Source organism: Achromobacter sp. ACRQX, from assembly GCF_022346505.1.
In the GTDB taxonomy this organism is placed as follows: Bacteria; Pseudomonadota; Gammaproteobacteria; order Burkholderiales; family Burkholderiaceae_B; genus Achromobacter; species Achromobacter animicus.
In genome coordinates, this window is the sequence record NZ_JAKRML010000001.1 from 50,824 (window position 1) to 74,062 (window position 23,239).

Here is a 23,239-nt window from a genome sequence, read left to right on the forward strand (position 1 = left end):
GTCTTCCTATACCGATTGGATGAATGCGCGGCCGTTGCCGCTGGCCAGACCCGCGAAGGCGGCGTCCAGCTTGCGCACCGCGCGCAAGGCGCGATGCAGGGGCAGTTCCCACGTGAAGCCCATGCCGCCGTGCAGGTGGATGGCTTTCTCGATGACGAAAGCCGCGTTGGCGAGCGCGCCGGCCAGCGCGGGCTGCGTCTCGCGCGGCGCGCCGTATTCGTCGGCTTGCGTGGCGCGGCGGATCGCGGCGCTGGACACGTCCTGCAGCAGCCGCATGCGGGCCAGGAGGTGGCGCACGGCCTGCTTGGCCGACAGGGGGCGGCCGAACTGCACGCGGGTCGCCATGTACTCGGCCGCGGCCTGCAGGGCGCCTTCGGCGGCGCCGTTGGCGAACTCGGCAAGCAGCAGATGGGCCTGGCGCTGGAGCGCGTCCCAGGCCCGAGCGTCCAGGCGCGCCAGCACGGGCGCGCCGTCCAGCGCGATCCAGGCTTGCGGATGATCGGGATCGAGCGCCGCCTGTTCGTCGCGGGGCAGGGCGCTGGCATCGAGCAGCGCGGCGCCCTCGCCGTCAGCCACCAGCACCCAGTCCGCCGGGCCATTGTCCAGACGGGCATGGCCCGACTGCAGGCTGCCTTGCCACGCGATGCCGGCCAGGCGCTCGCCGGCGGCCAGCGCGGCGGCCTGCGGCGTGCCGGCCAGTGCGCTGGCAAGCAGGATCTGTTCGGGCAGCGGCAGCGGCAGGCGCAGGCGTCCGGCGGCGTGCGCGATCGGCAGCGCGAAATCGAGTGAGAGGCCCAGCCCGCCGTCTTCCTCGGCTGCCATCACGCCAGTCAGGCCGGCCTGCGCCAGCACCTGGGCCATGGCGCCGGCATCCGGGCGGGACAGGGCGTCGGTGATCGCGGCTTCGGCGGCCTGCGCGAATTCCTCGGGCCGCAGTTCTTCGTGGCTCATGTCAGGTCCTTGGGCAGATTCATGACGCGCTGCGCGATGACGTCCAGCTGCACTTCGGTGGTGCCGGCGTAGATCGTCTCGGCGCGCGAGAAGAGGTAGGCGGTGGTAAAGGCCTTCTGGGCGCGGCGCGCCAGGGGGCTGGAGTGCGGGCCGACCTGCGACAGCAGAGACAGCGCCAGGCCGGCAAAGGCCTGGTGGCATTCCGACCAATAAAGTTTGGTCAGCGATCCGCGCGCGCCGATGGTCTCGCCACGCAGCATGCGCGCCACCGTGAGTTCAACCAGACCCTTCAATCCGTCGATTTCGCTGACCAGATCGCCGACGCGGCGCTGGACATAGCCGTCGTCGAGCGCGGGCGCCAGTTGCGCATCGGACTTGCAGGCCGCAATGAGCTGGCGCAATTCGCACTCGAAGCGCCACGGGCGATACATGCGGTTGGTGGCGCGCTCGATGGACAGCACGCGGATGGCGGCGTTCCAGCCTTCGTCCGGCGCGCCCAGGCGTGCACTGTCGGGAACCACCACGTCGTCGAAGAACACCTCGGCAAAGGATTCCTTGCCGTCGATGGACTTGATGGGAACGACGCGGATGCCCGGCGTGTCCATCGGCACGGCGAACATCAGCAGGCCGCGATGTTTGTCGGCCACGGTGCCGGTGCGCGTCAGCAGCAGGCAGTAATGCGCCTTGGCCGCGCCGCTGGTCCAGATCTTCTGCCCGTTGATGCGCCACGTGTCGCCTTCCTGCACGGCCTTGGTGCGCAGCCGTGCCAGATCCGAGCCGGCGTCCGGTTCTGAAAACCCCTGGCACCAGTACTGCCGCATCGCCAGAATCGCGGGCAGGAATTCCTGCTTCTGTTGCTCGGTGCCGACGGCCATGATGATTGGCCCAGCCAGTTCCTTGCCGATCGAGCTGACGCTTTCCGGCATGGGCAGCGCGCCGATCTCCTTGTTCACCGCCAGGTGCTCGCGCAGCGTCAACCCGTGGCCGCCGTAGGCCTTGGGCCACGTCATGCCGGCGAGTCCGGCCTGATACATCGCGGCCTCCCAGGCGCTGCTCTCGGCAAGCGTGGGCGCGCGCCAGTCCGGGCTGTCGGCGCGCATGAAATCTGGCAGGTTGGCGCGCAGCCAGGTGCGCGCATGCTGGCGGTAGACCTCGGGGCCTGCGCCCGGGTCAGGGACTGTGGCAAGTTGTTCGAATTGCATGGCTGTCCTCAATGGGCGGGCGCGGCGCGCGGGATCATCAGCGCGTCCAGGACGACCACGCCTTGGCCCTGCGGCCGGACCAGAATGGGGTTCATGTCGATCTCGGCGACGTCGTCGCGATGGCGGTACGCAAACGCCGACAGGCGCGCCACGCTACGCGCGGCGGCGGCGATGTCGGCCTTGGGCTGGCCCCGCGCGCCGTCCAGGATGGCAAACATCTTGAGCGAGCGGATCATTTCCGCGGCCTCGTCCTCTGTCACGGGCGCGGCCTGCACGGCCACGTCCTTCAGCACCTCGGCGTAGATGCCGCCCATGCCGACCATGACGATGGGGCCGAAGACGGGGTCTTGCGACACGCCGGCGATCAGTTCGGTGCCGCCCGCGACCATCGGCGCGACCAGGACGCCATCGATGCGGGCGCCGGGCGCATGGCGCGCGACGTTGGCCAGGATGCGGGCATGGCCGTGGCGCACGGCGTCGGCATCGGCCACGTCGAGCAGCACACCGCCGGCTTCCGTCTTGTGCGCGACGTCTTCGGAGGCGATCTTGAGCACGACGGGGTAGCCGATGGCCTCGGCCGCGCGCACCGCGTCGTCGGCACTGCGGGCGATGAATTCGCGCGGCACGTCGATGCCGGCGTTGCCCAGCGCCTGCTTGGCGTGGAATTCGTTGCGGAACACCGCGGGATCGACGGGTTCGGCGGCGGGCAGCGCCGTGTCGGCATAAGCGGCCGCGCGCAGCTTGCCCAGCTTCACCAGGCCCGACAGCCCCGTCGCCGCGGCGTCGATGCTGGAGAACACCGGAATGCCCAGCGCGTTGATCTGTTCGACGGCGTCGGCGGGCCCCTGGCTGATGACCATCAGCAGGCGGTCTGGATGGCTGGTGCGTACCCGGGCCAGCGCTTCCAGATAGATGCCGCGCAGCCGGGTGTTGTAGAGCGACAGCGACATGAACAGCGCCAGCGAACTGGCCGACGGATCGTCCAGCAGGGCCGTCAGCATCTTGAGCAGAATGTCGGGGCGGCTGGACATCTGGGCGGACGCGTCCACCGGATTGCCGGTGCTGGCCGTGGGCACGGCTTCCAGGATGCGCCGCTGGGTGTCGGGCGCGAGCGCGGGCAGCGCAAGGCCGGCGTCGCTCATGGCGTCGGCCATCATGATGCCGAAGCCGCCGGACGCGGCAACGAGCGTGACCGCGTCGTTGGCCGGCAGGCGGTCGGGCATGAGCAGCGAGGCCGCGTGGCCGATGTCGATCAACGCTTCAACAGAGCGCACGCGCAGCACGCCGTGCCGGCGGAAGACCGCGTCGATCACCGCGTCCGAGCCAGTAAGGGCGCCCGTGTGCGAGGCGGCGGCCGCCTGGCCTTTTTCCGTGGAACCGATCTTCAGGATGATGACGGGCTTGCCCTTGCCGCGCGCAAGGCGCAACGCGTCGATGAGCTTTCCGGCATTCCGGCAAGTTTCCATGCAGCACAGGATGATGCGCGTGTCCGGATCCTCGGCCAGCGCGGCAATGCCGTCGGCGGCGTCCACATCCGCCTCGTTGCCGGTCGCGATGAAGCGGCTGACGCCCATGCCGCGCCGGGCGACGCTCTGCATGGTGTGGCTGCCCACGTTGCCGGACTGCGACACGATGCCCACGTGGCCGACCGGCGGCATGTTCTCTTCCAGCGCGATCGAAAAAGAGCCGATCAGGCGCTCGGCGACGTTGACGGTGCCCAGGCAGTTCGGGCCCAGGACGCGCATGCCGTGTTCGCGAGCGATCGCCACCAGTTCGGACTGTAGCGCCGCGCCTTGCGGACCGGCCTCGGTGAAGCCGGCCGACAGGACGATGGCCGCCTTCACGCCGCGCGCGCCGCAGTCGCGCAGCGCGGCAGGCGTGGCGGCGGCGGGCACGGCCAGGATGGCGAGTTCCGGCGTTGCCGGCGTGTCTTTCACCGACGTGTAGGCCGGCAGCCCCTGGATGGTGCCGCCCTTGGGGTTGATGGGATACACGGCGCCGCGGTAGCCATGCTTGATCAGCATGTGGACGGGGCGGCCGCCGATCTTGGTGACCTCATCGGAGGCGCCAATCACGGCGATGCCCGACGCCTGGAAAAAGGGCGCCAGCCCCGCACCGGGGCGTTGATTCTGCTGCGTCATGCTCAACGCCCCTTGAATTGCGGCTGGCGCTTTTCCAGGAACGCCATGCGGGCCTCGCGCGCGTCTTCGGTCTTGGCCAGCGCCATCGTGAAGTCCTGCTCGAAGCGATAGGCGTCGCGCTGCGGCATCAGGTCCACCATGTTGGCCGCGCGCTTGGCGTACAGCACGGCGAGCGGCGCCTTGGCGGCGATTTCGTGCGCCAGCGCCAACGCGGCGGGCAGCAGCTGATCGGGGGGCAGCACGTCTTCCAGCACGTTGCGGCGCAGCAGGTCGTGCGCGGTCAAACGCTGTCCTGTGTAGAACATGCGGCGCAGTGTCGAGCGCCCGAACAGCGTACGCAGCATGGAAGCGCCGCCGGCCAGGCCGACGTTGATCTCGGGCATGCCGAACGTGGCGTTATCGGACGCATACATGATGTCGCAGGCAGCCATGAGCCCAAGGCCGGCGCCCAGCGCCGCGCCGTTGACGGCGGCGATGACCGGCTTGGCGCACTCCTTGATGGCGTTGCCGGTCTCGCGGGTGATGCGGTTGTGTTCCAGAAAGTCGCCGGCAATGTCGGCGTTGGGGCGGTCCTTCAGGTCGGCGCCCGCGCAGAACACCGTGCCGTTGCCGGTCAGCACCGCGCAGCGGATGTCCTCGCGCTCGGAGATCTCGTCGAAGATCGCCACGATGCGCCGCCGCATGTTGCGGTTGAGCGCGTTGACGGGCGCGTTGTTCAGAGTGACCAGGGCAACGCCTTCGTTGACTTCGAACTTGACGGGGGTGTCGCTCATGCGCGCACCTCGTTCGACTGGGCATGGACAGTGGGGCGCCGGGCGCCGTGGGCGTGCTGCATGGAAGTCTCCTCGGGTCGGATCGACCTGTCTTGTCCGCAGTCCGTGCCGGGCGGCGCCGGACTTTTTTTTGATTTTAGGTAGGGGCTCCTGCGCGATCTACGCCAAAAACGGTGGTTGTGTTCTGCAGGAATGCCGCATATTCCGGCCCACGCCAAGCCGATACCATGGGGAAAAAAGTCGGTGGAAAGCCGGCTAATAAGGAGCGAGGCGGAAGATGCTGATTGAACAAATCGGGACGCTGCGCGCAGCCCTGGGCGAATGTCCGGTCTGGGATGCGGCGCGCGGGCTGCTGTGGATGGCGGATTGCCGCAAGGGGCTGATCCTGGCCGTGAACCCCGACTCTGGCAGCGTGCAACGCTGGCAGTTGCCTGCGCCGCTGGGTTCCTTTGCGTTCAACGGCGAGGACGAGCTGGTGGTGGCGCTGAAGGAGTCGTTTGCGCGCTTTTGGCCGGCAGATGGCAGCCTGCGGATGCTGGCCAGTATCGAGGACAGCCACCCCAATCTGCGGTTGAACGACGGCACGCCCCTGCCGGACGGCAGCTTCGTGGCGGGGACCATGCATATCTACCGCGAGGCCGGGGAGCCGCCGCTGGGCGGCCTGTACCGCCTGGATCCCGCCGGCCGCCTTGACCGCATCGACGCGGGGCTGGGGGTGGTCAACGGGCCGGCCCTGCATCCGGACGGCACGCACTTTTACGTGTGCGACAGTTCGGTGCGCAAGATCTACCGCTACCGCATGGACACGCAGGGCAGATTGTCGGAACGCGACGTCTTCGTCGATACGGACGCGCTAGGGTCGGCGCCCGACGGCTGCTGTTTCGACCGCGACGGCGGGTTATGGACGGCGTTGGTGCATGCCGGCGCCATTGCCAGGTTCGACCGCGACGGAAAGCTGGATGTGCGCATCGACCTGCCGGTCGCGCATCCAGCGTCGCTGTGTTTTGGCGGGGACGGGCTGGCCGACCTGTACGTCACCTCCATCAGCGACAGCGGACGCCTGTCGGCGGACGGCCCGATGGATGGTGCACTGCTGCGCGTGCGCGGCACGGGTTATGCCGGCGCGCCGCGTCCGCATTGCCGGATCCGACCGCAAGCCTGAGGCCTGCCGGCGCGTCAGTCGCTGGCGGCCGGCTTGCCGTACGCCGCAAAGCGCAGTTCCGCGCCGGATACGTGCGAGGCCACGAAGTCCAGGAACAGCCGGATCTTCACGGGGATCATGGCGGTGTCCAGGATGGTGGCGTACATGCCTTCTTCAAACGTCGTGTTGGTGACACGGTAATCGGGGCATAGCCGCACCAGCGTGCCGCGCTCGATGTCATGGTGCACGGTGTAGTCATCCAGCAGCGCAATGCCTTCGCCCAGCCGGGCCAGTTCCAGCAAGGCCACGCCGTTGTTGGTGACGTGCCGCGGCTTGATCAGCACCTCGTCGATGGCGTCGCCCTGCTTGAAGCGCCAGCAGGTCTGGTCGCCGGGCAGCAGATACGCCAGGCAGTCATGCTGCGCGATATCCGCGGGCCGCGTAGGCACTTCGCGATTCGCCAGGTACGCCGGCGAGGCCACCAGGTAGCGTTCGCTCTTGAACAGGATGCGCCGCTTCAGGCCGGCCTCGACGGGCGGCGAGATGCGAAAGTCGATGTCGAAGTTATTGCGCCGCAGATCCGTTTTGGCTTCCGACAGCACGAGTTCGATGTGAATCTCGGGATAGGCCTCGCGGAACGCGGCGACCAGCTGCGGCAACACGCCCAGGCCGAACATCATGCGCGAATGCACACGCAGGATGCCCTTGGGCGCGGCGCGGATTTCGGTGATGTTGCGGTGCGCCTCGTTGATGTTCCAGAGGATGGTTTCGAGCTGGCGCGCGTATTCCTGGCCCGCTTCTGTCAGCACGACCTGCCGTGTGGAACGCAGCAGGAGCTTCACGTTGAGCTCGTTTTCGAAGTCGGTGATCATGCGCGACACCGAGGTGGCGGAGATGCCGAACTGGCGCGCGGTTTCCGAGAAGCTCTCGGTCTTCGAGATCGACAGAAAGAGCTCCATTGCGCGCAGTCTGTCCATCATTCCTCCACTTTATGCAGCACAGAACGCCGCTTTTCTTGTATTCCAGCCCATGACTACCGGCCTCTAGAATTTCCTCAAGGATTCAAGCATCAATGAGGAGACACAATGGAATTCGGCGTATTCATTCTGGCGCAGCAACGAGGTTACCACCAGTCCTCCGCGCAAGTCATCAACAACTCCATCGAGCAGACGGTGGCGGCCGAGCAAGCCGGGTTCAACACGGCCTGGTACGCCGAGCACCACTTCAACAACTACTCGCTGTCGCCGTCGCCGTTGATGACGGTGGCGCATGCGGCCGCGAAGACCAGCCGCATCCGTCTGGGCACGGCGGTGTGCATTTTGCCGCTGTATCACCCAGCGCGCTTCCTGGCCGAGGTCGGCTTCGTGGATACGGTGTCCAACGGCCGCCTGGAACTGGGTGTGGGATCCGGGTATCAGCAGTTCGAGTTCGAGCGCTTCGGCGTGCAGCTGGAAGAGTCGGGCGCGATCTTCAATGAGTTCCTGGACGTCATCCCCAAGGGGCTGACGCAGAAGATCTTCGAGCATGACGGCAAGTTCCTGAAGATTCCGCCCAGCTCGATCGCGGTGCGCTGCATCCAGGATCCGATGCCGCCGCTGTGGATCACGTCGGGCAATCCGGTGACGCTGGGCCGCGGCGTGCGCGAGAACCACAACCTGTTCGTGACGGCGCTGCTCAAGGGCAACGATGCCATCGCCGAGCTGCGAGGCCGGCTGGAAAAGGTGGCGGACGACAATGGCAAGGACCTGGATCGCGATGTGAAGTTCGGCTTCCTGCGCTGCGGCTACGCGTCGGACAACAAAGCCGAGATCGACGCCTATCTGGATTGCGCGCGCTTCCAGCGCCGCATTTCCGAAAGCTTGAAGTTCCGCCGCGCGCAGAGCGACGACGGCTACATGGTCAAGGAAGTGCCGTCGGACACGGATCCTACCTTCGAGCAGCTTCGCAAGAACCTGCCGGTGGGGTCGGTCAATGAAGTCATCGACAAGATGCTGGAAGAGATCAGCATCCTGCGGCCCAAGCACATCGCGCTGCAAACGCAGCTTGGCGATTTCGACCAGAAGACGATGCTCAAGCAGATCGAACTCTGGGGCGACAAGATCATTCCCGCGATCCGCAAGGAAGTCGGCAGTACGACCGTCCTTGCCTGAAGGAGGGCAACATGCGTATCTACTTGAGCAATGCCGGCGCGATTGCGCTGCGCGATGCGGCTGATTTCGGCCGCCTGGATGTCATGGCGGATCCGCAGCCCGCGGATAGGCTCGAACGTGCGATCGCCCGCATTGGCCGGCGCGAGGACGAAAGGCACGTGCGGCTGTCGCCGTCGGTGCTGCGCTTTCTGTCGCAGCACGCGGGCGATCCAGCTTGGGAGGCCAGTTTCACGAAGATGGTGGATTACGCTGCGCGGCATGGATGGGTCGATGAACGCGGCGACATCCGCGCGCACATGGTGGTCAACGATTGCGACGAGGTGGTGTCGGTCGATGACTTCAAGGCGGCTATGCGCTCGCTGCCGGCGGGCATCAGCGCCGTCAGCACGGGCGACGGCGCCGACATGGCGGGGATGATCGTTTCCAGCCTCACGTCGATCTCTGCCGATCCGCCCATGGTCGGATTCTTTGTGCAGCAGACCGCGTCGGCGCATGCGCCGCTGCTGCGAAACGGCCGGTTCGTCGCCAACATCCTGGGAGAAGGTCATGCCGAAGTGATCGAGGCCTTCATGAAGAATCCTCAGGGCAGGGCGCGGTTCGCTCAAGGCGGTTGGGTGATGAACGAACATGGCGCGCCCGTGTTGCCCGATGCGCTGGCCAGCATCGAGTGCGACATCGTCTGCACCGAGAAACTGGGCACGCATGATCTCATCGTGGGCAAGATCCGCAGGACCGCTTGCCGGGAAGCGCGTCCGGTGATCAACTTCCAGTCCGCCACGCACGGCATCGCGCCGGCGCAGATCCAATGAACGAATGACCGCATCGGCCTGAACAGACAAGCCCGCCAAATTGGCGGGCTTGTCATTGGGAGAAGGGCTGGCTCAATCGAGAACGATGTGGTTTTCCTGGATGACCTTGCCCCAATATTGCCGGTCGGCGTCCAGTTGCGCTTCCAGTGCCTGCGGGCCGCCGGCCTTCTCGGTCTGGCCGTTGGCCACGAGCAGCTTTCGGAAGCTCTCGGATTGGACGGTTTTGATGGCGGCCGCGGAATAGGCCTCTACGATCGCGTCGGGCGTTCCCTTGGGCGCGTGCAACGCCGTCCAATAGCTGGCCTTGAGCTGGGGATAACCCAATTCCGTAACGCAGGGCACTTCTGGCAGGGCCGGATCGCGCTGGTCGGTTGTCAGCGCCAGGATCTTCACCGCGCCCGCCTTCTGGTGGTCGGCCAGGGCGATGGGCGTCATGTAGGAGAGATCGTTGCGCCCGGTGATGAGGTCGATCAGGCTGGTGGGCGTGCTCTTGTAGGGCACGGCGGTCAGCGGGATGCCCAGCGTCTTGGACATGATCAGCCCGTATAGATCGGTGACGCTGCCGGGGCCTAGCGATCCGTAGGTGAGCGCGCGATTCTCTTTTTTTGCATAGGCCACCAGCTCCGCGAGGGAATTGACACCCATCTTCGCGGGCACGGTGATCGTGAGCGGGCCGTCGAACATCATGGCGACGGACTTGAAGCTGTCGAAGCCGTAGTTCAGGCTGGGGCGCAGCAGGATGTTCAGCGACAGAGGTCCGGAGCCGCCCATCAGCAGCATGCTGCCGTCGGCGGGCGCGCGTGCGACCTGCGATGTGCCGATGATGCCGTTGGCGCCAGGCTTGTTCTCGACGATGAAGTTCATGCCCAGCTCGGCGCCCATGCCTTCGGCCAGGAGGCGCGCGAAATTGTCGTTGGGGCCGCCCGCAGCATAGGGCACGATCAGGGTCACGGGCTTGGCCGCGGCCAGCACCGGCCGGGCAAACATCATGAGGGTTCCGGCCGCGATGAAGCCGCGGCGCGTGAGCTTGCGCATCTGTCTCTCTCCAGGTTCCCGCCGCCATGCGGGGACCGTGCCTTCCGCGGGCCGGATTCTTATGCTTTGACGCTGGCGGCTGGGTAGGCCGGAATCAGGCTCCCGGCCAGGGGTTGTCTTACATGCCGATGATAATTTTTATCCGACCGGCCGATTACCCCATCGATCTGCAGAACAGTTCTGCGAAGCAAGCAAGATTGCGCTGTGCCGCGGCGTTGCCGTTCGTGTCAGCGCCGCGTGAGCGGCGGCAGCCCGGGCATTATGCCGGATTGCGGCTGATCTTTGCGCACCGGTACAACGCCTCCTTGTCCAGCACCGTCAACCCGCCGTAATGCGTTTGCAGTACGCCCTCGCGCGCCAGGCGGGTCAGCGCGGTGTTGCAGCGCTGGCGCGAGACGCCGCATAAGCCCGCGATCTCTTCCTGCGAGATCCGCAACCGGCCCTTCGTGCCCGAATGGACCTCGGCGTCCAGTTGCGCCGCAACGGCCCGCGCCACCGTGGTGTCGACGTCGAGCAGCACGTTGCCCGTGTAGCAGCCCATCAGCCAGTTCACCCGCTGCGCCAGATGCGTCATCAACGCCTTGGTGAATTCGATGTTGTTGTTCCAGAGGCGTTCGCAGGTGTCGCGCGGCAGGATCACGATTCGGCTGGGGCGCAGGGCGACGACTTCGTATTCGAAGCGTTCGCGGCGGATCATGGTGGCTTCGCCGAACCAGCTTCCCGTGCTGAATCCGGCCAGCGACAACGTGCGGCCATCGGTGCCGGGCGACGACCACTTCACCAGGCCTTCGACCACGCCATACCAGCCAGGCGAGCGGGACCCCGCGCGAAACAGGTATTCGCCCGTCGCCAGCGACACCGTGCGCAGTTCGGCGCGCACCACATCGCGCTCGAGTTCGGGCAGACCCTTGTACCAGGGCACCACGTCGAGCATCTTGTCCACGGCACTGCGCGCCGGCCTGCGATTCACGGCGGACGCGTCGTTGCCCGCCAGGGCAGGCGGTTCGCGCATGTTCATTCCCTGTCTGGAGGTGGAATGCGGCCCAGGTAAACCCTAGGGTTCTTTGTCAACGTGATGACTGTCCGCAGGGGCAGCCGGACCGCAGAATGTTTGACGCCCACGGGCCAAAAACCATAAGAGGAGACCGGTATGTTGTCAATGCCACGCCTGCTGTCCGCCACCGCCATTGCCGGCGCCATTTCCGCCACGCTGCTGCCCGCTACGGCCGCACAGGCGCAAGTGTCCGACGACGTGATCCGCATCGGATTCATCACCGACATGTCCGGCGTCTACTCGGGGCCGGATGGTCCTGGCGGCGCCGAAGCCATCAAGATGGCGATCGAGGAAATGGGCGGCCAGATCAACGGCAAGAAGATCGAGCTTTTGACCGCGGACCACCAGAACAAGGCCGACGTGGCCTCGGCCAAGGCGCGCGAATGGTTTGACCAGCGCGGCCTGGACATGCTGATCGGCGGCACCAATTCCAGCACGGCGCTGGCCATGTCGAAGGTAGCCGCGGACAAGAAGAAGCCGATCATCGTGGTCGGCGCCGGCGCGCCCGCGCTGACCAACGAGCAATGCACGCCCTACACGCTGAACTATGCCTACGACACCGTGGCGCAGGCGCGCGGCACGGGCGCGGCGGTGGTCAAGGCGGGCGGCAAGAGCTGGTATTTCCTGACGGCCGACTACGCTTTCGGGCATGCGCTGCAGGCCGACACCACCAAGGTGGTTGAGTCCGGCGGCGGCAAGGTCGTGGGCAGCGTGAAGCATCCGCTGGCCGCCAGCGATTTCTCGTCATTCCTGTTGCAGGCGCAAAGCAGCAAGGCCGAGATCCTGGCGCTGGCCAATGCGGGTGCGGACGCGACCAATTCAATCAAGGCGGCGAACGAGTTCGGCATCACCAAGTCGATGAAGCTGGCGGGCATGATCATGTTCATCAACGACATCCACGCGATGGGCCTGCCGGCCGCGCAGGGCATGTACCTGACCGACAGCTGGTACTGGAATGCGTCGGACGAGACGCGCGCGTGGAGCCGCAAGTTCTTCGACCGCCGGCAGGCCATGCCGTCGTCGCTGCAGGCGGCCGATTATTCGGCGGCATTGCAATACCTGCGCGCGGTCAAGGCAACCGGCACGGACGACGCCGACAAGGTGCTGGCGTACTTGCGCGAGAACAAGCTGAACGACATGTACATCAAGGACGGCGTGGTGCGTCCCGATGGCCGCGTCGTGCATGACATGTACCTGCTGCAGGTCAAGAGCCCGGACCAGTCGAAGGAGCCGTGGGATTACTTCACGGTGGTGCAGGCCATCGACGGCAACGAGGCCTTCACGAAGCAGTCCGAAAGCCGCTGCGCGCTGTGGAAATCCTAGGAGAACTCGCATGGCCAAACGCAAAGTCATCGTGACCATTGCCCCGACCGGGGGCATGGCCCTGAAAAGCCAGAATCCGCACCTGCCGACGCAGCCCGCGGAGATCGCGGAGGATGTCTACCGCTGCTATAACGCGGGCGCCAGCGTGGTGGCGCTGCATGCGCGGCGTGCGGATGATCTGGCGACGTGCGACGCCGCCGTCTACCGGAAGATGAACCAGCTGATTCGCGAGCGCTGCGACATCGTGCTGAACAACTCCACGGGCGGTGGGGTGCATGGCGACATGGTCGCCGAGACCTCGCCCGGCACGTGGGAGATTCTGTGGGAGGAGCGTCTGAAGGGCATGGACGCGGGCGCGGAGATGTGCACGCTGGACGCCACCACGCTGAATCTGGCGTTCGGCGACCGCGAATACCTGATGAACACGCCGCTCAGCAAAGGGCGCGAGCTGGCCGTCGGCATGAAGGCGCGCGGCATCAAGCCCGAGTGGGAGGTGTTCAGTCCGACGCACATCCTGCAGGACGTGACGACGCTGATCAACGAGGACCTGGACGAAGGCCCGCACTTCATCAACCTGGTCATGAACGTGCATCGCAACTTCCAGAACGCCATGCCGTTTTCGCCGCGGCATCTGCAGATGATGGTGGACCTGCTGCCCAAGAACAGCGTCTTCTGCGTCAGCGGCATCGGGCCGTCGCAGCTGGAAGCCAACATCAGCGCGCTGCTGCTGGGCGGCCACGCGCGGGTCGGGCTGGAGGACAACCTGTATTACCGGCATGGCGAACTGGCCACCAACGTGCAGTTGACCGAGCGCATCGTGCGCATCATCCGCGAAATGGACATGGAGCCGGCCACGCCCGCCGAGGCGCGCGAGATCATGGGCCTGCCGCTGAAAAGCGGCATCCGTCCCGAGTTCGCACTGTGACGTAACCGTCTGGCGGCGCGGCGCACGAGCCGCGCCGCCGCCACTTGTACATCGGGACATGACATGACCGAATCATTGAAAGGCGCCCGCGTGCTGGTCACCGCGGGCGCGCAGGGCATCGGACTGGCGATCGCGCGCAGGTTTGTGGATGCGGGCGCCGACGTGCATATCTGCGACGTGGACGAAGAGGCGCTCAAGGCGGCGCAAGAAAGCCTGCCCGCGTTGAGCGTCAGCCGGACGGACGTGTCTGATGAGACGCAGGTGCTGGCGATGTTCGAGGCGCTGGGCGCGCGGTGGGGCGCATTGGATGTGCTGGTCAACAATGCAGGCGTGTCCGGGCCGACCAGCCGGCTCGAGGACACGACGCTGGACGCCTGGCGCAACACGCTGGACGTCAACCTGACCGGCACGTTCCTGTGCGCGCGCAGCGCGGTGCCGCTGCTGCGGGCCGCGGGCGGCGGCGCCATCGTCAATATCTCGTCCGTCGCGGGGCGCCTGGGCTTTTCTTTGCGTTCGCCTTACAGCGCCAGCAAGTTCGGGCTGGCCGGGCTGACCCAGACCTGGGCGATGGAACTGGGGCCGTCGAACATCCGCGTCAATTCGGTGCTGCCGGGCGTGGTGTCGGGCGACCGGGTCGAGCGCATCATCGCAGCCCGCGCCGAGGCCGGCGGGGTCAGCAACGATGCGATGCGAGAGCAGCTTGTGGAAAAGGTGTCGCTGCGCCGCATGACGCGTCCGGAAGACGTGGCGAATCAGGTGGTGTTCCTGTGCTCGGAGCAAGGGGCGATGATCAGCGGGCAGAGCATCTCGGTGTGCGGGAATGTGGAGTATCTGGGATGAGCCTTCGTGTACGCCCGGCAGGCGCCCGGGCGTGCGTGTCATCGGCAATCGGGCGCAGGGCCGCAGGGCTGGGGACTGCCTTGCAGCAGCCGGCCGATCGACTTTTCCACCGCGCCGGCCTCGGCCAGGACCGCGATGATCAGCGCCGCCGTGCCGATGACGAACATCGTCCGGTGCTGGCCGCCGCTGGCGCTGAACACGGCCGAGTAACCGTAACCGGCCAACGCCTGAAAGGTCGCAAAGCTGACCGTTGCGCGGCTCCAGGCCTGGTTTTGCGCAAAGGCATCGTGCGGAATCAGGTCGTGGATGCGCGCCAGCGCCAGCGGCACGATGCCCGGCGGGAAGGTGCCCGCCACCAGCGCGGCGGCGCCCAGCCATGCATGGTGGTGGCTGAAGCTCAAGGCGCCCATCGCCATCGCCTGAACAGCCAGCACGACGCGCAGGGCCTGGCGCGGGCCAAGCCGATCGCCCAGCCAGCCGTAAAGCGGGGGGCCCACCATTGCGCCGACGCCGTAGAGAATCCAGAAGCGGGCGCCGGCCGCGGCGCCCGCGCCCAGGCCGCGCTCGACGAAGTCCACCAGGAAGACCATCGCCGGGACCAGCGCTACGGCCATCAGCCCATACTGGCCGAACAGCAGGATCACGCCGGCGCGGTGATCGGAGGGCTGGCGGGCAGGGGAAGGCGTGCCCGTCACCGGGTCCGCCAACCGGCGCGATGCGGCGCCATGCGCCGGCCACGCACGCCAGGTCAGCAGGGTCAGCGCGGCCGAGATGGCGGCAAGACCCAGCCATGCCGCCTGCAGCCCCATGCCCAGCAGCCACGGCACGACTGTGCCGGAGCCTGCAATGCCGACGCCGATGCCCAGGAAGATGGCGCCGCCCGCCAGTCCGCGCCGTGCGCGCGGCACATGCGGCAGGATCGTCGCGGCGGCCAGCACCATGATGGCGCCGCCCGCGATGCCCGAGGCAAGACGCCAGCCGAAGAACCAGCCGATCGACAGCGGCAGGCTGCACGCCGCAAAGGCCAGCGTGACCAGCGCCATCATGACGCGCAGCACCTGTGTGCTGGAAAGGCGCCGCGCCAGCGGCTGGCCGATGAGCGCGCCGATGAGATAGCCGGTCAGGTTGGCAGCGCTCAGGAACACGACGCTGGACGAGGAGAACCAGTGCGCCTGGATCAGCGCGGGGACCAGCGGCGCGTAGGCGAAACGGGCCAGGCCGATGCTGGCCAGGCTGGCGGCGAACCCGGCAAGGACGTACCGCCATGCAGCGGTGCCTGCTACGGGCGGTGTTGCCACGGGGGTTGGCGTCGCGGAGGGTGCGACGGCGGATGAATGCGACATGGGGAACCTCACGCTTCGAATGCCGGGCGAAACCGACCGGCCTGCGAAAAAGTATAGGTAACCCGTGTGCTGCAATCACGCAGCATTTTGCAATTAGACCAATGCAAAATTGCGGCAGTAAACCTGGGCAATAACCGGTGGCAATAACCGCTGACAGTCGTCGTTGACTATCGCCGTCTATTGCGGCGGCGGGTCGAACTGCTTTGCGACGGCGTCGATGAATGCCCGCACCCGGGCCGTGTGCCGCAGGTCCTGGTGCGTCACCAGCCACACGGGAAAGCCGCCTGCGCGTTCGCGCGCCGGCCACAGGCGGACGAGTCCGCCGCGTTCGGCCATGGGCACAGGCAGTTCGCCGATGCCGATGCCGTCGGCGATCATGGCGCGCAGCATCAGGCTGGAATTGGCCGTGGCCACGATGCAGCCCGCCTGGGCCGGTTCGCCGACGATGGTGGGCGCGCGGCCGCCTTCGAGGTAGGGCTGGTAGTACACCAGGTCATGCCCTTGCAGGCCCTCGCCTTCCGACGGCGTGCCGCGCAGTTCCAGATACTGCTCGCTGGCGTACAGGCCCACAGGCCAGCGGGCCAGTTGGCGCGCGACGAGATCCGGGTTCTCGGGCTTGATGTTACGGATGGCGATGTCCGCCTCGCGCCGGGCAAGATTGGCCATCTGGGTCGACACGTTCAAGCGGACACGCACGGCGGGGTGCTGCACGTGCAGCGCCGCGATGGCTGGTATGACGAATTCCATGGCCAGCGAGTCGGTCGTCGCAACCTTGACCTCGCCTTCCAGCCGCCCGTCCGTGCCTTGGGCCTGCCGCACCAGGTCGTGGGCAAATTGCTCCATGCGTTCGGCGGCGCGCAGCACGCTTTCGCCCGTGGGCGTGAGCGTGTATCCGGTGGAACTGCGCAGGAACAGCGTCGCGCCCAGGGTGTGTTCCAGCGTGGCGATGCGCCGCCCGATCGTGGCCTGATCGACGCCGGCCACGCGCGCGGCGCGCCGCAGGGTGCCTTCCCGTTGCAGCGCCAGAAAGATCCTTGCATCGTCCCAGTTCATCGCTTCCTTCGCGGCTGTGTGCCGGCTTCGCCAGGCCCGTCGGGGCAGCGGGATTATCGCCTAAACCCCCGTTGCCAAACCTCGCCACCCCGGTCCATAATCTGCGCTTTGTTAATTGATAACCGTTCGCATTAATAAGCAATGTGAGCGGTATCGCGTGCGGGCGGGATCGTGAGCGGATCGGAAGGGGCATCCCAGGACTTCGAAAGCCTATACGGCAATCACCACGGCTGGCTGCTGGCCTGGGTGAACTGGCGCCTGGGCAACGCGGCGGACGCCGCCGACCTGGCGCACGACGCGTTCGTGCGCCTCTTGACGCGCCCGTGCAAGTTCGACAACGCCCGTCATGCCCGGACCTATCTGCGCCGGATGGCCAACGGCATGTGCATCGACCTGTGGCGCCGCCGCGACCTGGAGCAGGCGTGGCTGGACGCCCTGGCGGCGCAGCCCGAGCCTACGGTGTCCTCGGCCGAGGATCAGGCCATGGTGCTGCAGGCCCTGGGCGAGATCGACGCGATGCTGCGCGGTTTGCCGCCCAAGACCGCCCACGCCTTCGTCATGGCGGTGGCGTGCGAGATGACCGACCAGGAAGTGGCGGACGTGCTGGGCGTGTCGTCGCGCATGGTCCGCAAGTACGTCGCCCAGGCCATGCTGTGCTGCATGCAGCTTGAGGCGCGCCTGGCGGCAGGACATGCGGACGAGCCGGCCGGCCCGCCGCAGATGCCCGCGGCATTGCAGGCGGCCGCCTCATGAGCGCCGCGCAGGCGCGCGAGCCCTCTCATCGCGCGATGGAGCAGGCCGCCGAGTGGTATGCGTTGCTGCGATCCGGCGATGCGTCGGCCGCCGAGCGCCAGCAATGGCAGCAATGGATCGACCGCGCGGCGGAACACCGCGAGGCCTGGGGTTACGTCGAACGCATTGGCCGCCGCTTTTCCCCGCTGCAATCCAGTCCTGACCGGGACGCCGCCGTGACGGCGTTCGGGCAGGCCGCGTCGGCCCGGCCGCGCGCTCGCCGGCAACTGCTGCTGGGGATGGCGGGGGCCCTGGGCATCGCCAGCCTGGGGTGGACGGCGTGGCGGCAGACGCCCTTGCCCCTGGCGGCCTCGACCTGGGGCGCGGACCATCGCGCGGGGCTGGGCGAAACGCGCCACGTCGCGCTGGCCGATGGCACCCAGGTCTGGCTGAAGGCGCTGAGCGCGTTCGATGTCGACTATGGCGCCACGTTGCGCCGCCTGCAGCTTGTCGCCGGTGAGCTGCTGATCCAGACCGCCGCGGACCCGATCCGTCCCTTTGTGGTCGACACCGCGCAGGGCCGGCTGCAGGCGCTGGGTACGCGTTTCACCGTGCGTGGGGAGGACGACGGCGTGGTGGTGGCCGTGCACGAAGGGGCCGTCCGGGTCGACACGGCCGCCAGCCGCGCCAGCGGCATCGTGCCGGCGGGGCGACAGGCGCGGTTCACGGCGGACACGTTGGACGGCTTCCTGCCGGTGGACCCCGCCCGCGAGGCCTGGACGCGCGGCGTGCTGGTGGCCGACAACACGCCGCTGGCGGACGTAGTGGCCGAATTGCGCCGCTATCACTTCGGCCACCTGGCCGTGGCGCCGGAGATCGCGCGGCTGCACGTCTTCGGCAGCTATCCCATCCGCGAGACCGACCGCGCGCTGGACATGTTGGCCTCGGTATTGCCGGTGCGCGTGCGCCGCACGATGCCCTGGTGGATCAGCCTCGAAGCGCGCGCCTGAAAAAAATTCCGCGAAACGGTTCCGGGTTTTGCCCGCTCGTTCGAATAAGGACAGTAAGAGCCGCTCGCGCCCTGCAATCCGCATGGCTGGCGCGCCGCTCTCCCTTCCAGAACTTACGCACGAGAGCACAGGTCCCGTCATGTCCCACCGTCCTTCTTCCGCCGCCGCGGCCTTTCCCGTGACCCGCGCACGCGCCTTGGCCCGCCGTCGCCGGCGCATCCCGTCCTGGGGCCTGCCGTTGGCCCTGGCGATGGCCGTTTCCGCCGTCTGGGGGCCGACGGCCCACGCGCAGGCCGCGCCCGCGACGACCGGCGTGGCGGATCTGATGACCTTCGACATTGCCCCCGCGCCGCTGAACCAGGTGCTGACGCGGCTGGCGAACGCGTCCGGCATCCTGCTGGCCGCGCAGCCGTCGCTGGTGGCCGACCGCCAGAGCAATGGCGTGCGCGGCCGCTACACCCCCCATCAGGCGCTGGAGCAGGCCCTGGCCGGAACGGGACTGCGCGCCACGCGCGAGGCGCCGAACGAGTACCGGCTGAGCGTTTTGCCCGCCGGCCAGACCACCACGCTGGAACCCGTGACGGTGACGGCCTCCGGGCTGGCGAGCGGCTTGCCGCCGGTTTACCCAGGCGGCCAGGTGGCGCGCGGCGGACGTCTGGGCCTGTTGGGCGACCGCGACGACATGAGCACGCCATTCAGCGCGACGCAGTACACCGCCAAGCTGATCGAGGATCAGCAGGCGCAGAACATCGGCGACGTGCTGGTCAATGACCCGACCGTGCGCAATACGTACTCGCGCGGTGCGGGGCGCGACGAGTTCAACATCCGCGGGTTCACGCTGTTCAATTACGACGTGTCGTTCAATGGCCTGTACGGCGTGTCGCCGCGCAATTCGAGTTCGCTGATCGGGGTGGAGCGCGTCGAAGTGCTGCGCGGTCCCAATGCCTTGCTGAACGGGATGGCGCCCTACGGTTCCGTGGGCGGCTCAATCAACCTGGTGCCCAAGCGCGCGGGCGCCGATCCGCTGAACCGCTTTACCGTGTCTTACATCGGCGACAGCCAGTTCGGCGCGCACGCCGACCTGTCGCGCCGCTATGGCGAGAGCCAGGAGTGGGGCGTGCGCCTGAACGTGGCCGGCAGCAGCGGCGACCTGCCGATGGACGGCGCGAAGGAAGACCTGGGCGCCGTGGCGCTGGGCCTGGACTATCAGGGCGAGCGCCTGCGCGTGGAAGGCGATATCAATTATCAGAACCGCACTACCGATGCGCGCAGCGGCCTGCTGTTTCCGCCGCCGTCGGGCGTGGACATCGGCCGGGCGCCGGACGCGCGCCGCAATTTCTTTCCGTCGTGGACCTACTGGAAGACCAAGGAATGGTCGGGCGCGCTGCGCGCCGAGTACGACGTGTCGCCGGACTGGACCGTCTACGGCGCAGTGGGCGCGCGCAAGCACGACTTTGAAAGCATGCAGACGAGCTGGCTGATGCTGAACGAAGCGGGCGATATCGGCGCGGTGCCGGCCCGCCTGAACGAGTCGCTGCTGAGCAAGACGGGCGAAATCGGCGTGCGGGGGCGCCTGCAGACCGGCCCGCTCAAGCATGAGCCGGCGCTGAGCGCCAGCGTGCTGGACATCGACTATTCGGCGGCGCGGATCCGGTCCAGCACGGTGTTCTCCAACATCTACAACCCCGCGGACCTGCCCAAGCCGAACATCGCGCGGCCGTCGGATCTGCCGCGGGCCAGCGATTCCCGGCTGGTCAGCATTGCGCTGGCCGACACGATTTCGATGGCCGACGATCGCGTGCAATTCATCGCGGGCGTGCGGCACCAGCGCGTGGAGTCGACCAACTTCGACGCGATGAGCGGTCGCCAGACGTCGAACTACAACGAGTCCGCCGTCACGCCGGCGTTTGCATTGACCGTCAAACCCACGGAGCGGCTGGCGCTGTATGGCAATTACATCGAGGGCCTGAGCCAGGGCGGGACGGCGCCCGAAGGCGCCGTCAACGCGGGCGAAGTGTTCGCGCCTGAAATCTCCAAGCAGTTCGAAGTGGGCGCCAAGTACGATTTCGGCCAGTTTGAAACGACGCTCAGCGCGTTCCAGATCGAGCGTCCCAGCAGCTATCTGGATCCTGCCAGCCTGCGCTACGTGTCCAATGGCAAGCAGCGCAACCGCGGGCTGGAATTTCTGGTGCAGGGCGAGCCGACGCATGGCGTGCGCCTTTTGGGCGGCGTGGCCTATACCGATGCGCGCCTGACGCGTACCGAGGGCGGCGTCAACGACGGCAATCGCGCGCCGGCCGTGCCGCGTCTGCAATTCAACGCGGCAGCCGAATGGGACACGCCATTCGTGCCGGGCCTGACGCTGACCGCGCGGATGCTGCGCACCAGCTCGCAGATCGTCGACGTCGCCAACACGCAGGAGATTCCGGGCTGGACGCGCTTCGACGTGGGCGCGCGCTATGCCTTCAACGCCAACGGCAAGCCCGTGGTCATCCGTGCGATGGTCGAGAACGTGCTGAACAAGAACTACTGGCAGTCCGCGGCGCGCGAAGGTCTGACGGTCGGCGCGCCGCTGACGGTGCTGTTGTCCGTGAGCACGGAGTTCTAAGGCAAACGGTCCGCCATCAGAACTTGTACGCCACCCCCGCGCTGAACGCGCGGCCGTTGCCCGGCAGGAAGATGGGCATGGCGGGCGTGGCCGTGTTGCGGATGGCGTAGCTGCTGGCGTAGGGCTTGTCGGTGAGGTTGTCGGCCGTGACGTAGCCGCTCCAGTGCGCGTCGTGCTCGTAGGCGATCTTGAAGCCAAGGAGCGCATAGGCTTCCTGCTGCGTGCCGGGCGCGTTGGCGTGGTTGGTCTCCGTGTCGCTCATCAGCCAGCGCACGTTGGGGCCGAAACGCCAGCCGCCGATGCGGTACATGACTTCGGCGCTCAGCAGATGGCGCGGCACGCCGGCGATGCGGTTGCCTTCATATTGGCCGTTGCGGAAGCGGAAGTCGCTGAGCGTGTAGGCGATGCGGTAGTCGAACATGCCTTCGCCGGGCGAGGGTAGCGTGCCGTAGAGGCCGGCTTCGATGCCCTGGTGCCGCGTGCGGCCGTTGTAGTTGTAGGTGCCGGCGGGCGTGCCGTTTTCGTTGGTGACCGACATCAGCTCGTCGTCGACCTTGCTGCGGTACAGGGACACGCTCCAGTGCTGGTCGCGGCCGGCGACGGTGAACGTGCCGTCGCCGCCGACTTCATACGTGAGCGCGCGTTGCAGGTCCAGCTTGCTCATGGAGGTGCTGGCCGTGGCCGGGTTCATCGGCGCGGCGACTTCACCGTTGACGATTTCCCAGAAGGTCGGCACTTCGTTGCTGCGGCTGACATTGGCGTACCAGCGCTGCGATGCGGCCGGTTGCCAGATCACGCCCAGCTTCGGCGTGGCGTAGCGCCAATCCTGATCCAGCGTCTTGCCGCTGTTGCGCTCGTGCGCGTCACGCACCGCGACGGTGTATTTGACGTCACCCACCACGCTGAACTGCGGCGTAAGGTGCCAGTCCACGCCCACCATCGCGCTGCGGTTCTCGGCGCGCAGGTCGTAGTTGCCAAAGCGTTGCAGGCGCTGGCCGTCGGACGGGCGGATGGCGTACAGGTCGCGGTCCATGTTGCTGCGCTGCCAGTCCAGTCCGGCGCGGTAGTCCACCGTGCCGATCTTGCCGTTCAGTTGCCAGGCAATGCCATAGGTGTCGCTGTCGGTCACGTTGGCGACCTGGGGATTGGTGAAGTCGTCGTTCGTGTGCTGCCAGTAGACGCCGGCGGTCTGGTTGAAGGCCTCGGTGCCCCAGAAGCTGCGGTTGGCCAGGCGGAACTGGTTGGTGTCGCGGTGCGGGTCGCGGTTGTAGACGTTGTTGGAAATATCCTGCGGCGAATTGCCGTCGCCCAGCACGCTGCGCGGGTCCTCGTACATGCGCGCCTTCGGGATCGGCTGGGGGATGTCGAACTTCAGGTCCGTGTACGAAAGATAGGTGCGGTTTTCAAAAAGGCCTCGCCGGAAGCCGACGTTGCCTTGAAAGCTGGTGCGTTCGGACGACGAGTGGTGGCGGTAGCCGTCCGACTTGTCGTAGCCGAAGGCGAAGCGGCCGTCGAAGCGCTCGTCCTGAAAGCCCTTGGCCAGCGTGACGTTGCGGGTGCCGAAGCTGCCGCCGCCCAGCCGGATGAAGTCGGCCTGCGTGCCGGTGAGCGACTGGAAGTCGACCTCGCCGCCCAGCGTGCTGGCGCCGGGGGCCAGCGCGTTGGCGCCGCGCCGCACGGCGATGATGCCGGCGTTGCGTGGTTCGAGCAGGCTGATGATGAAGGAGCCGTCCGCGTCGTTGAGCGGCAGGCCGTCCTGCATCAGCAGGATGCCACGCGACAGCGGGTTGCTCTGGATGCCGGAGCCGCGGATGTTCAAACGCGGCTGGTCCAGGCCGCCAAAGAATTCCTGCACGATGACGCCGGGCTGGTATTCCAGCGCGTCGCGCAGCGTGATCAGGCGCACCGCCTGCTGCGGCTGGATCAGGTTGGTGCCGCCGGGCACGGCCTGCAGTTCGGCTTGCGTGCGTTGCACGCTGGGTTCCAGTGCATTGGGGATGGTGGTCCCGGAAACGACGACGGGGGCCAGCGACGGCGCATCCTGCGCCGCGGCGACGGACAGCCCGAGGGCGCTCAGGGTGAGGGTGGATGCGAGCTGGCGCAGGACAGGGGTAGACATCAGATGGATTCCACGAAGGACGGGCCTGGG

General features: G+C 67.1%; 19 protein-coding genes. 9 read left to right on the plus strand and 10 right to left on the minus strand.

Features of this window, described 5'->3' with window-relative positions:
• Nucleotides 1-6: 6 nt before the first annotated feature.
• The 4 genes from MHZ91_RS00245 to MHZ91_RS00260 are packed head-to-tail and all read right to left on the minus strand — an operon-like array spanning nucleotide 7 to nucleotide 5,067.
• Nucleotides 7-951, minus strand: a complete 945-nt coding sequence (locus MHZ91_RS00245; RefSeq protein WP_239211253.1) for an acyl-CoA dehydrogenase family protein — start codon at nucleotides 949-951, stop codon at nucleotides 7-9.
• Nucleotides 948-2,153, minus strand: a complete 1,206-nt coding sequence (locus MHZ91_RS00250) for an acyl-CoA dehydrogenase family protein (protein WP_239211259.1) — start codon at nucleotides 2,151-2,153, stop codon at nucleotides 948-950. The genes MHZ91_RS00245 and MHZ91_RS00250 overlap by 4 nt, the downstream gene beginning before the upstream one ends.
• A gap of 8 nt (nucleotides 2,154-2,161) precedes the next feature.
• Nucleotides 2,162-4,294, minus strand: coding sequence for an acetate--CoA ligase family protein (locus MHZ91_RS00255; RefSeq protein ID WP_239211262.1), 2,133 nt, complete (start codon nucleotides 4,292-4,294; stop codon nucleotides 2,162-2,164).
• 2 nt (nucleotides 4,295-4,296) lie between these two features.
• A complete protein-coding gene (locus MHZ91_RS00260) occupies nucleotides 4,297-5,067 on the minus strand; it encodes an enoyl-CoA hydratase/isomerase family protein (protein ID WP_175184746.1) in 771 nt (256 codons plus the stop codon).
• 277 nt (nucleotides 5,068-5,344) lie between these two features.
• Between MHZ91_RS00260 and MHZ91_RS00265 the strand changes: the two genes are divergently transcribed.
• The gene (locus MHZ91_RS00265; RefSeq protein ID WP_239211265.1) at nucleotides 5,345-6,229 is read left to right on the plus strand and encodes an SMP-30/gluconolactonase/LRE family protein; all 885 of its coding nucleotides are present in this window, start codon (nucleotides 5,345-5,347) and stop codon (nucleotides 6,227-6,229) included.
• Nucleotides 6,230-6,243: 14 nt separating this feature from the next.
• On the opposite strand, the gene MHZ91_RS00270 is transcribed toward MHZ91_RS00265, so the two are convergent.
• Nucleotides 6,244-7,185 carry a LysR family transcriptional regulator gene (locus tag MHZ91_RS00270; protein ID WP_175184912.1) on the minus strand — a complete coding sequence of 314 codons (942 nt, stop codon included), beginning with the start codon at nucleotides 7,183-7,185 and terminating at the stop codon, nucleotides 6,244-6,246.
• A 108-nt stretch (nucleotides 7,186-7,293) separates the two neighbouring features.
• On the opposite strand from MHZ91_RS00270, the gene MHZ91_RS00275 reads away from it, so the two are divergent.
• Nucleotides 7,294-8,358: an LLM class flavin-dependent oxidoreductase gene (locus MHZ91_RS00275; RefSeq protein ID WP_175122389.1), complete on the plus strand. Its 1,065-nt coding sequence runs from the start codon at nucleotides 7,294-7,296 to the stop codon at nucleotides 8,356-8,358.
• Between the two features lie 11 nt (nucleotides 8,359-8,369).
• Nucleotides 8,370-9,167, plus strand: coding sequence for a flavin reductase family protein (locus MHZ91_RS00280; RefSeq protein ID WP_175137890.1), 798 nt, complete (start codon nucleotides 8,370-8,372; stop codon nucleotides 9,165-9,167).
• Between the two features lie 72 nt (nucleotides 9,168-9,239).
• Here the strand turns inward: MHZ91_RS00280 and MHZ91_RS00285 are convergent, their stop codons facing one another.
• Together MHZ91_RS00285 and MHZ91_RS00290 are read right to left on the minus strand one after the other, a co-directional pair.
• Nucleotides 9,240-10,202 carry a tripartite tricarboxylate transporter substrate binding protein gene (locus tag MHZ91_RS00285; protein WP_239211270.1) on the minus strand — a complete coding sequence of 321 codons (963 nt, stop codon included), beginning with the start codon at nucleotides 10,200-10,202 and terminating at the stop codon, nucleotides 9,240-9,242.
• Between the two features lie 259 nt (nucleotides 10,203-10,461).
• A complete protein-coding gene (locus MHZ91_RS00290; RefSeq protein ID WP_239211271.1) occupies nucleotides 10,462-11,214 on the minus strand; it encodes a Crp/Fnr family transcriptional regulator in 753 nt (250 codons plus the stop codon).
• 147 nt (nucleotides 11,215-11,361) lie between these two features.
• On the opposite strand from MHZ91_RS00290, the gene MHZ91_RS00295 reads away from it, so the two are divergent.
• The 3 genes from MHZ91_RS00295 to MHZ91_RS00305 all read left to right on the plus strand — a co-directional run bounded on the left by MHZ91_RS00295 (nucleotide 11,362) and on the right by MHZ91_RS00305 (nucleotide 14,344).
• Nucleotides 11,362-12,579: an ABC transporter substrate-binding protein gene (locus MHZ91_RS00295; protein ID WP_239211942.1), complete on the plus strand. Its 1,218-nt coding sequence runs from the start codon at nucleotides 11,362-11,364 to the stop codon at nucleotides 12,577-12,579.
• A 10-nt stretch (nucleotides 12,580-12,589) separates the two neighbouring features.
• Entirely contained in the window at nucleotides 12,590-13,504 is a 915-nt protein-coding gene (locus MHZ91_RS00300) for a 3-keto-5-aminohexanoate cleavage protein (RefSeq protein WP_175137888.1), read from the plus strand.
• A 63-nt stretch (nucleotides 13,505-13,567) separates the two neighbouring features.
• Complete coding sequence (locus tag MHZ91_RS00305) at nucleotides 13,568-14,344, plus strand: SDR family oxidoreductase (protein WP_239211272.1); 777 nt, start codon at nucleotides 13,568-13,570, stop codon at nucleotides 14,342-14,344.
• A 38-nt stretch (nucleotides 14,345-14,382) separates the two neighbouring features.
• On the opposite strand, the gene MHZ91_RS00310 is transcribed toward MHZ91_RS00305, so the two are convergent.
• Both MHZ91_RS00310 and MHZ91_RS00315 read right to left on the minus strand, forming a co-directional pair.
• Nucleotides 14,383-15,642 carry a YbfB/YjiJ family MFS transporter gene (locus MHZ91_RS00310; RefSeq protein ID WP_239211273.1) on the minus strand — a complete coding sequence of 420 codons (1,260 nt, stop codon included), beginning with the start codon at nucleotides 15,640-15,642 and terminating at the stop codon, nucleotides 14,383-14,385.
• Between the two features lie 222 nt (nucleotides 15,643-15,864).
• Nucleotides 15,865-16,740 carry a LysR family transcriptional regulator gene (locus MHZ91_RS00315; RefSeq protein WP_175137885.1) on the minus strand — a complete coding sequence of 292 codons (876 nt, stop codon included), beginning with the start codon at nucleotides 16,738-16,740 and terminating at the stop codon, nucleotides 15,865-15,867.
• A 171-nt stretch (nucleotides 16,741-16,911) separates the two neighbouring features.
• On the opposite strand from MHZ91_RS00315, the gene MHZ91_RS00320 reads away from it, so the two are divergent.
• The 3 genes from MHZ91_RS00320 (at nucleotide 16,912) to MHZ91_RS00330 (ending at nucleotide 21,090) form a co-directional block, all read left to right on the plus strand.
• Nucleotides 16,912-17,493 carry a sigma-70 family RNA polymerase sigma factor gene (locus MHZ91_RS00320; RefSeq protein WP_175122396.1) on the plus strand — a complete coding sequence of 194 codons (582 nt, stop codon included), beginning with the start codon at nucleotides 16,912-16,914 and terminating at the stop codon, nucleotides 17,491-17,493.
• On the plus strand, nucleotides 17,490-18,482 hold the full coding sequence (locus MHZ91_RS00325; protein WP_175184740.1) for a FecR family protein: 993 nt from the start codon (nucleotides 17,490-17,492) through the stop codon (nucleotides 18,480-18,482). The genes MHZ91_RS00320 and MHZ91_RS00325 overlap by 4 nt, the downstream gene beginning before the upstream one ends.
• Before the next feature lie 139 nt (nucleotides 18,483-18,621).
• Nucleotides 18,622-21,090 (plus strand): TonB-dependent siderophore receptor, encoded by a 2,469-nt coding sequence (locus MHZ91_RS00330; protein ID WP_370647762.1) that lies wholly within the window; start codon nucleotides 18,622-18,624, stop codon nucleotides 21,088-21,090.
• A gap of 16 nt (nucleotides 21,091-21,106) precedes the next feature.
• On the opposite strand, the gene MHZ91_RS00335 is transcribed toward MHZ91_RS00330, so the two are convergent.
• Complete coding sequence (locus MHZ91_RS00335) at nucleotides 21,107-23,209, minus strand: TonB-dependent receptor domain-containing protein (protein ID WP_239211276.1); 2,103 nt, start codon at nucleotides 23,207-23,209, stop codon at nucleotides 21,107-21,109.
• Nucleotides 23,210-23,239 lie beyond the last annotated feature (30 nt).

What these genes read in the sequence shown, in the direction of transcription:
- MHZ91_RS00285 (WP_239211270.1), bottom strand. Translation starts at nt 10,202, where the DNA reads ATGCGCAAGCTCACGCGCCGCGGCTTCATCGCGGCCGGAACCCTCATG.
- MHZ91_RS00265 (WP_239211265.1), top strand. Translation starts at nt 5,345, where the DNA reads ATGCTGATTGAACAAATCGGGACGCTGCGCGCAGCCCTGGGCGAATGT.
- MHZ91_RS00270 (WP_175184912.1), bottom strand. Translation starts at nt 7,185, where the DNA reads ATGGACAGACTGCGCGCAATGGAGCTCTTTCTGTCGATCTCGAAGACC.
- MHZ91_RS00295 (WP_239211942.1), top strand. Translation starts at nt 11,362, where the DNA reads ATGCCACGCCTGCTGTCCGCCACCGCCATTGCCGGCGCCATTTCCGCC.
- MHZ91_RS00255 (WP_239211262.1), bottom strand. Translation starts at nt 4,294, where the DNA reads ATGACGCAGCAGAATCAACGCCCCGGTGCGGGGCTGGCGCCCTTTTTC.
- MHZ91_RS00300 (WP_175137888.1), top strand. Translation starts at nt 12,590, where the DNA reads ATGGCCAAACGCAAAGTCATCGTGACCATTGCCCCGACCGGGGGCATG.
- MHZ91_RS00260 (WP_175184746.1), bottom strand. Translation starts at nt 5,067, where the DNA reads ATGAGCGACACCCCCGTCAAGTTCGAAGTCAACGAAGGCGTTGCCCTG.
- MHZ91_RS00325 (WP_175184740.1), top strand. Translation starts at nt 17,490, where the DNA reads ATGAGCGCCGCGCAGGCGCGCGAGCCCTCTCATCGCGCGATGGAGCAG.
- MHZ91_RS00290 (WP_239211271.1), bottom strand. Translation starts at nt 11,214, where the DNA reads ATGCGCGAACCGCCTGCCCTGGCGGGCAACGACGCGTCCGCCGTGAAT.
- MHZ91_RS00280 (WP_175137890.1), top strand. Translation starts at nt 8,370, where the DNA reads ATGCGTATCTACTTGAGCAATGCCGGCGCGATTGCGCTGCGCGATGCG.
- MHZ91_RS00315 (WP_175137885.1), bottom strand. Translation starts at nt 16,740, where the DNA reads ATGAACTGGGACGATGCAAGGATCTTTCTGGCGCTGCAACGGGAAGGC.
- MHZ91_RS00275 (WP_175122389.1), top strand. Translation starts at nt 7,294, where the DNA reads ATGGAATTCGGCGTATTCATTCTGGCGCAGCAACGAGGTTACCACCAG.
- MHZ91_RS00330 (WP_370647762.1), top strand. Translation starts at nt 18,622, where the DNA reads ATGTCCCACCGTCCTTCTTCCGCCGCCGCGGCCTTTCCCGTGACCCGC.
- MHZ91_RS00250 (WP_239211259.1), bottom strand. Translation starts at nt 2,153, where the DNA reads ATGCAATTCGAACAACTTGCCACAGTCCCTGACCCGGGCGCAGGCCCC.
- MHZ91_RS00245 (WP_239211253.1), bottom strand. Translation starts at nt 951, where the DNA reads ATGAGCCACGAAGAACTGCGGCCCGAGGAATTCGCGCAGGCCGCCGAA.
- MHZ91_RS00335 (WP_239211276.1), bottom strand. Translation starts at nt 23,209, where the DNA reads ATGTCTACCCCTGTCCTGCGCCAGCTCGCATCCACCCTCACCCTGAGC.
- MHZ91_RS00305 (WP_239211272.1), top strand. Translation starts at nt 13,568, where the DNA reads ATGACCGAATCATTGAAAGGCGCCCGCGTGCTGGTCACCGCGGGCGCG.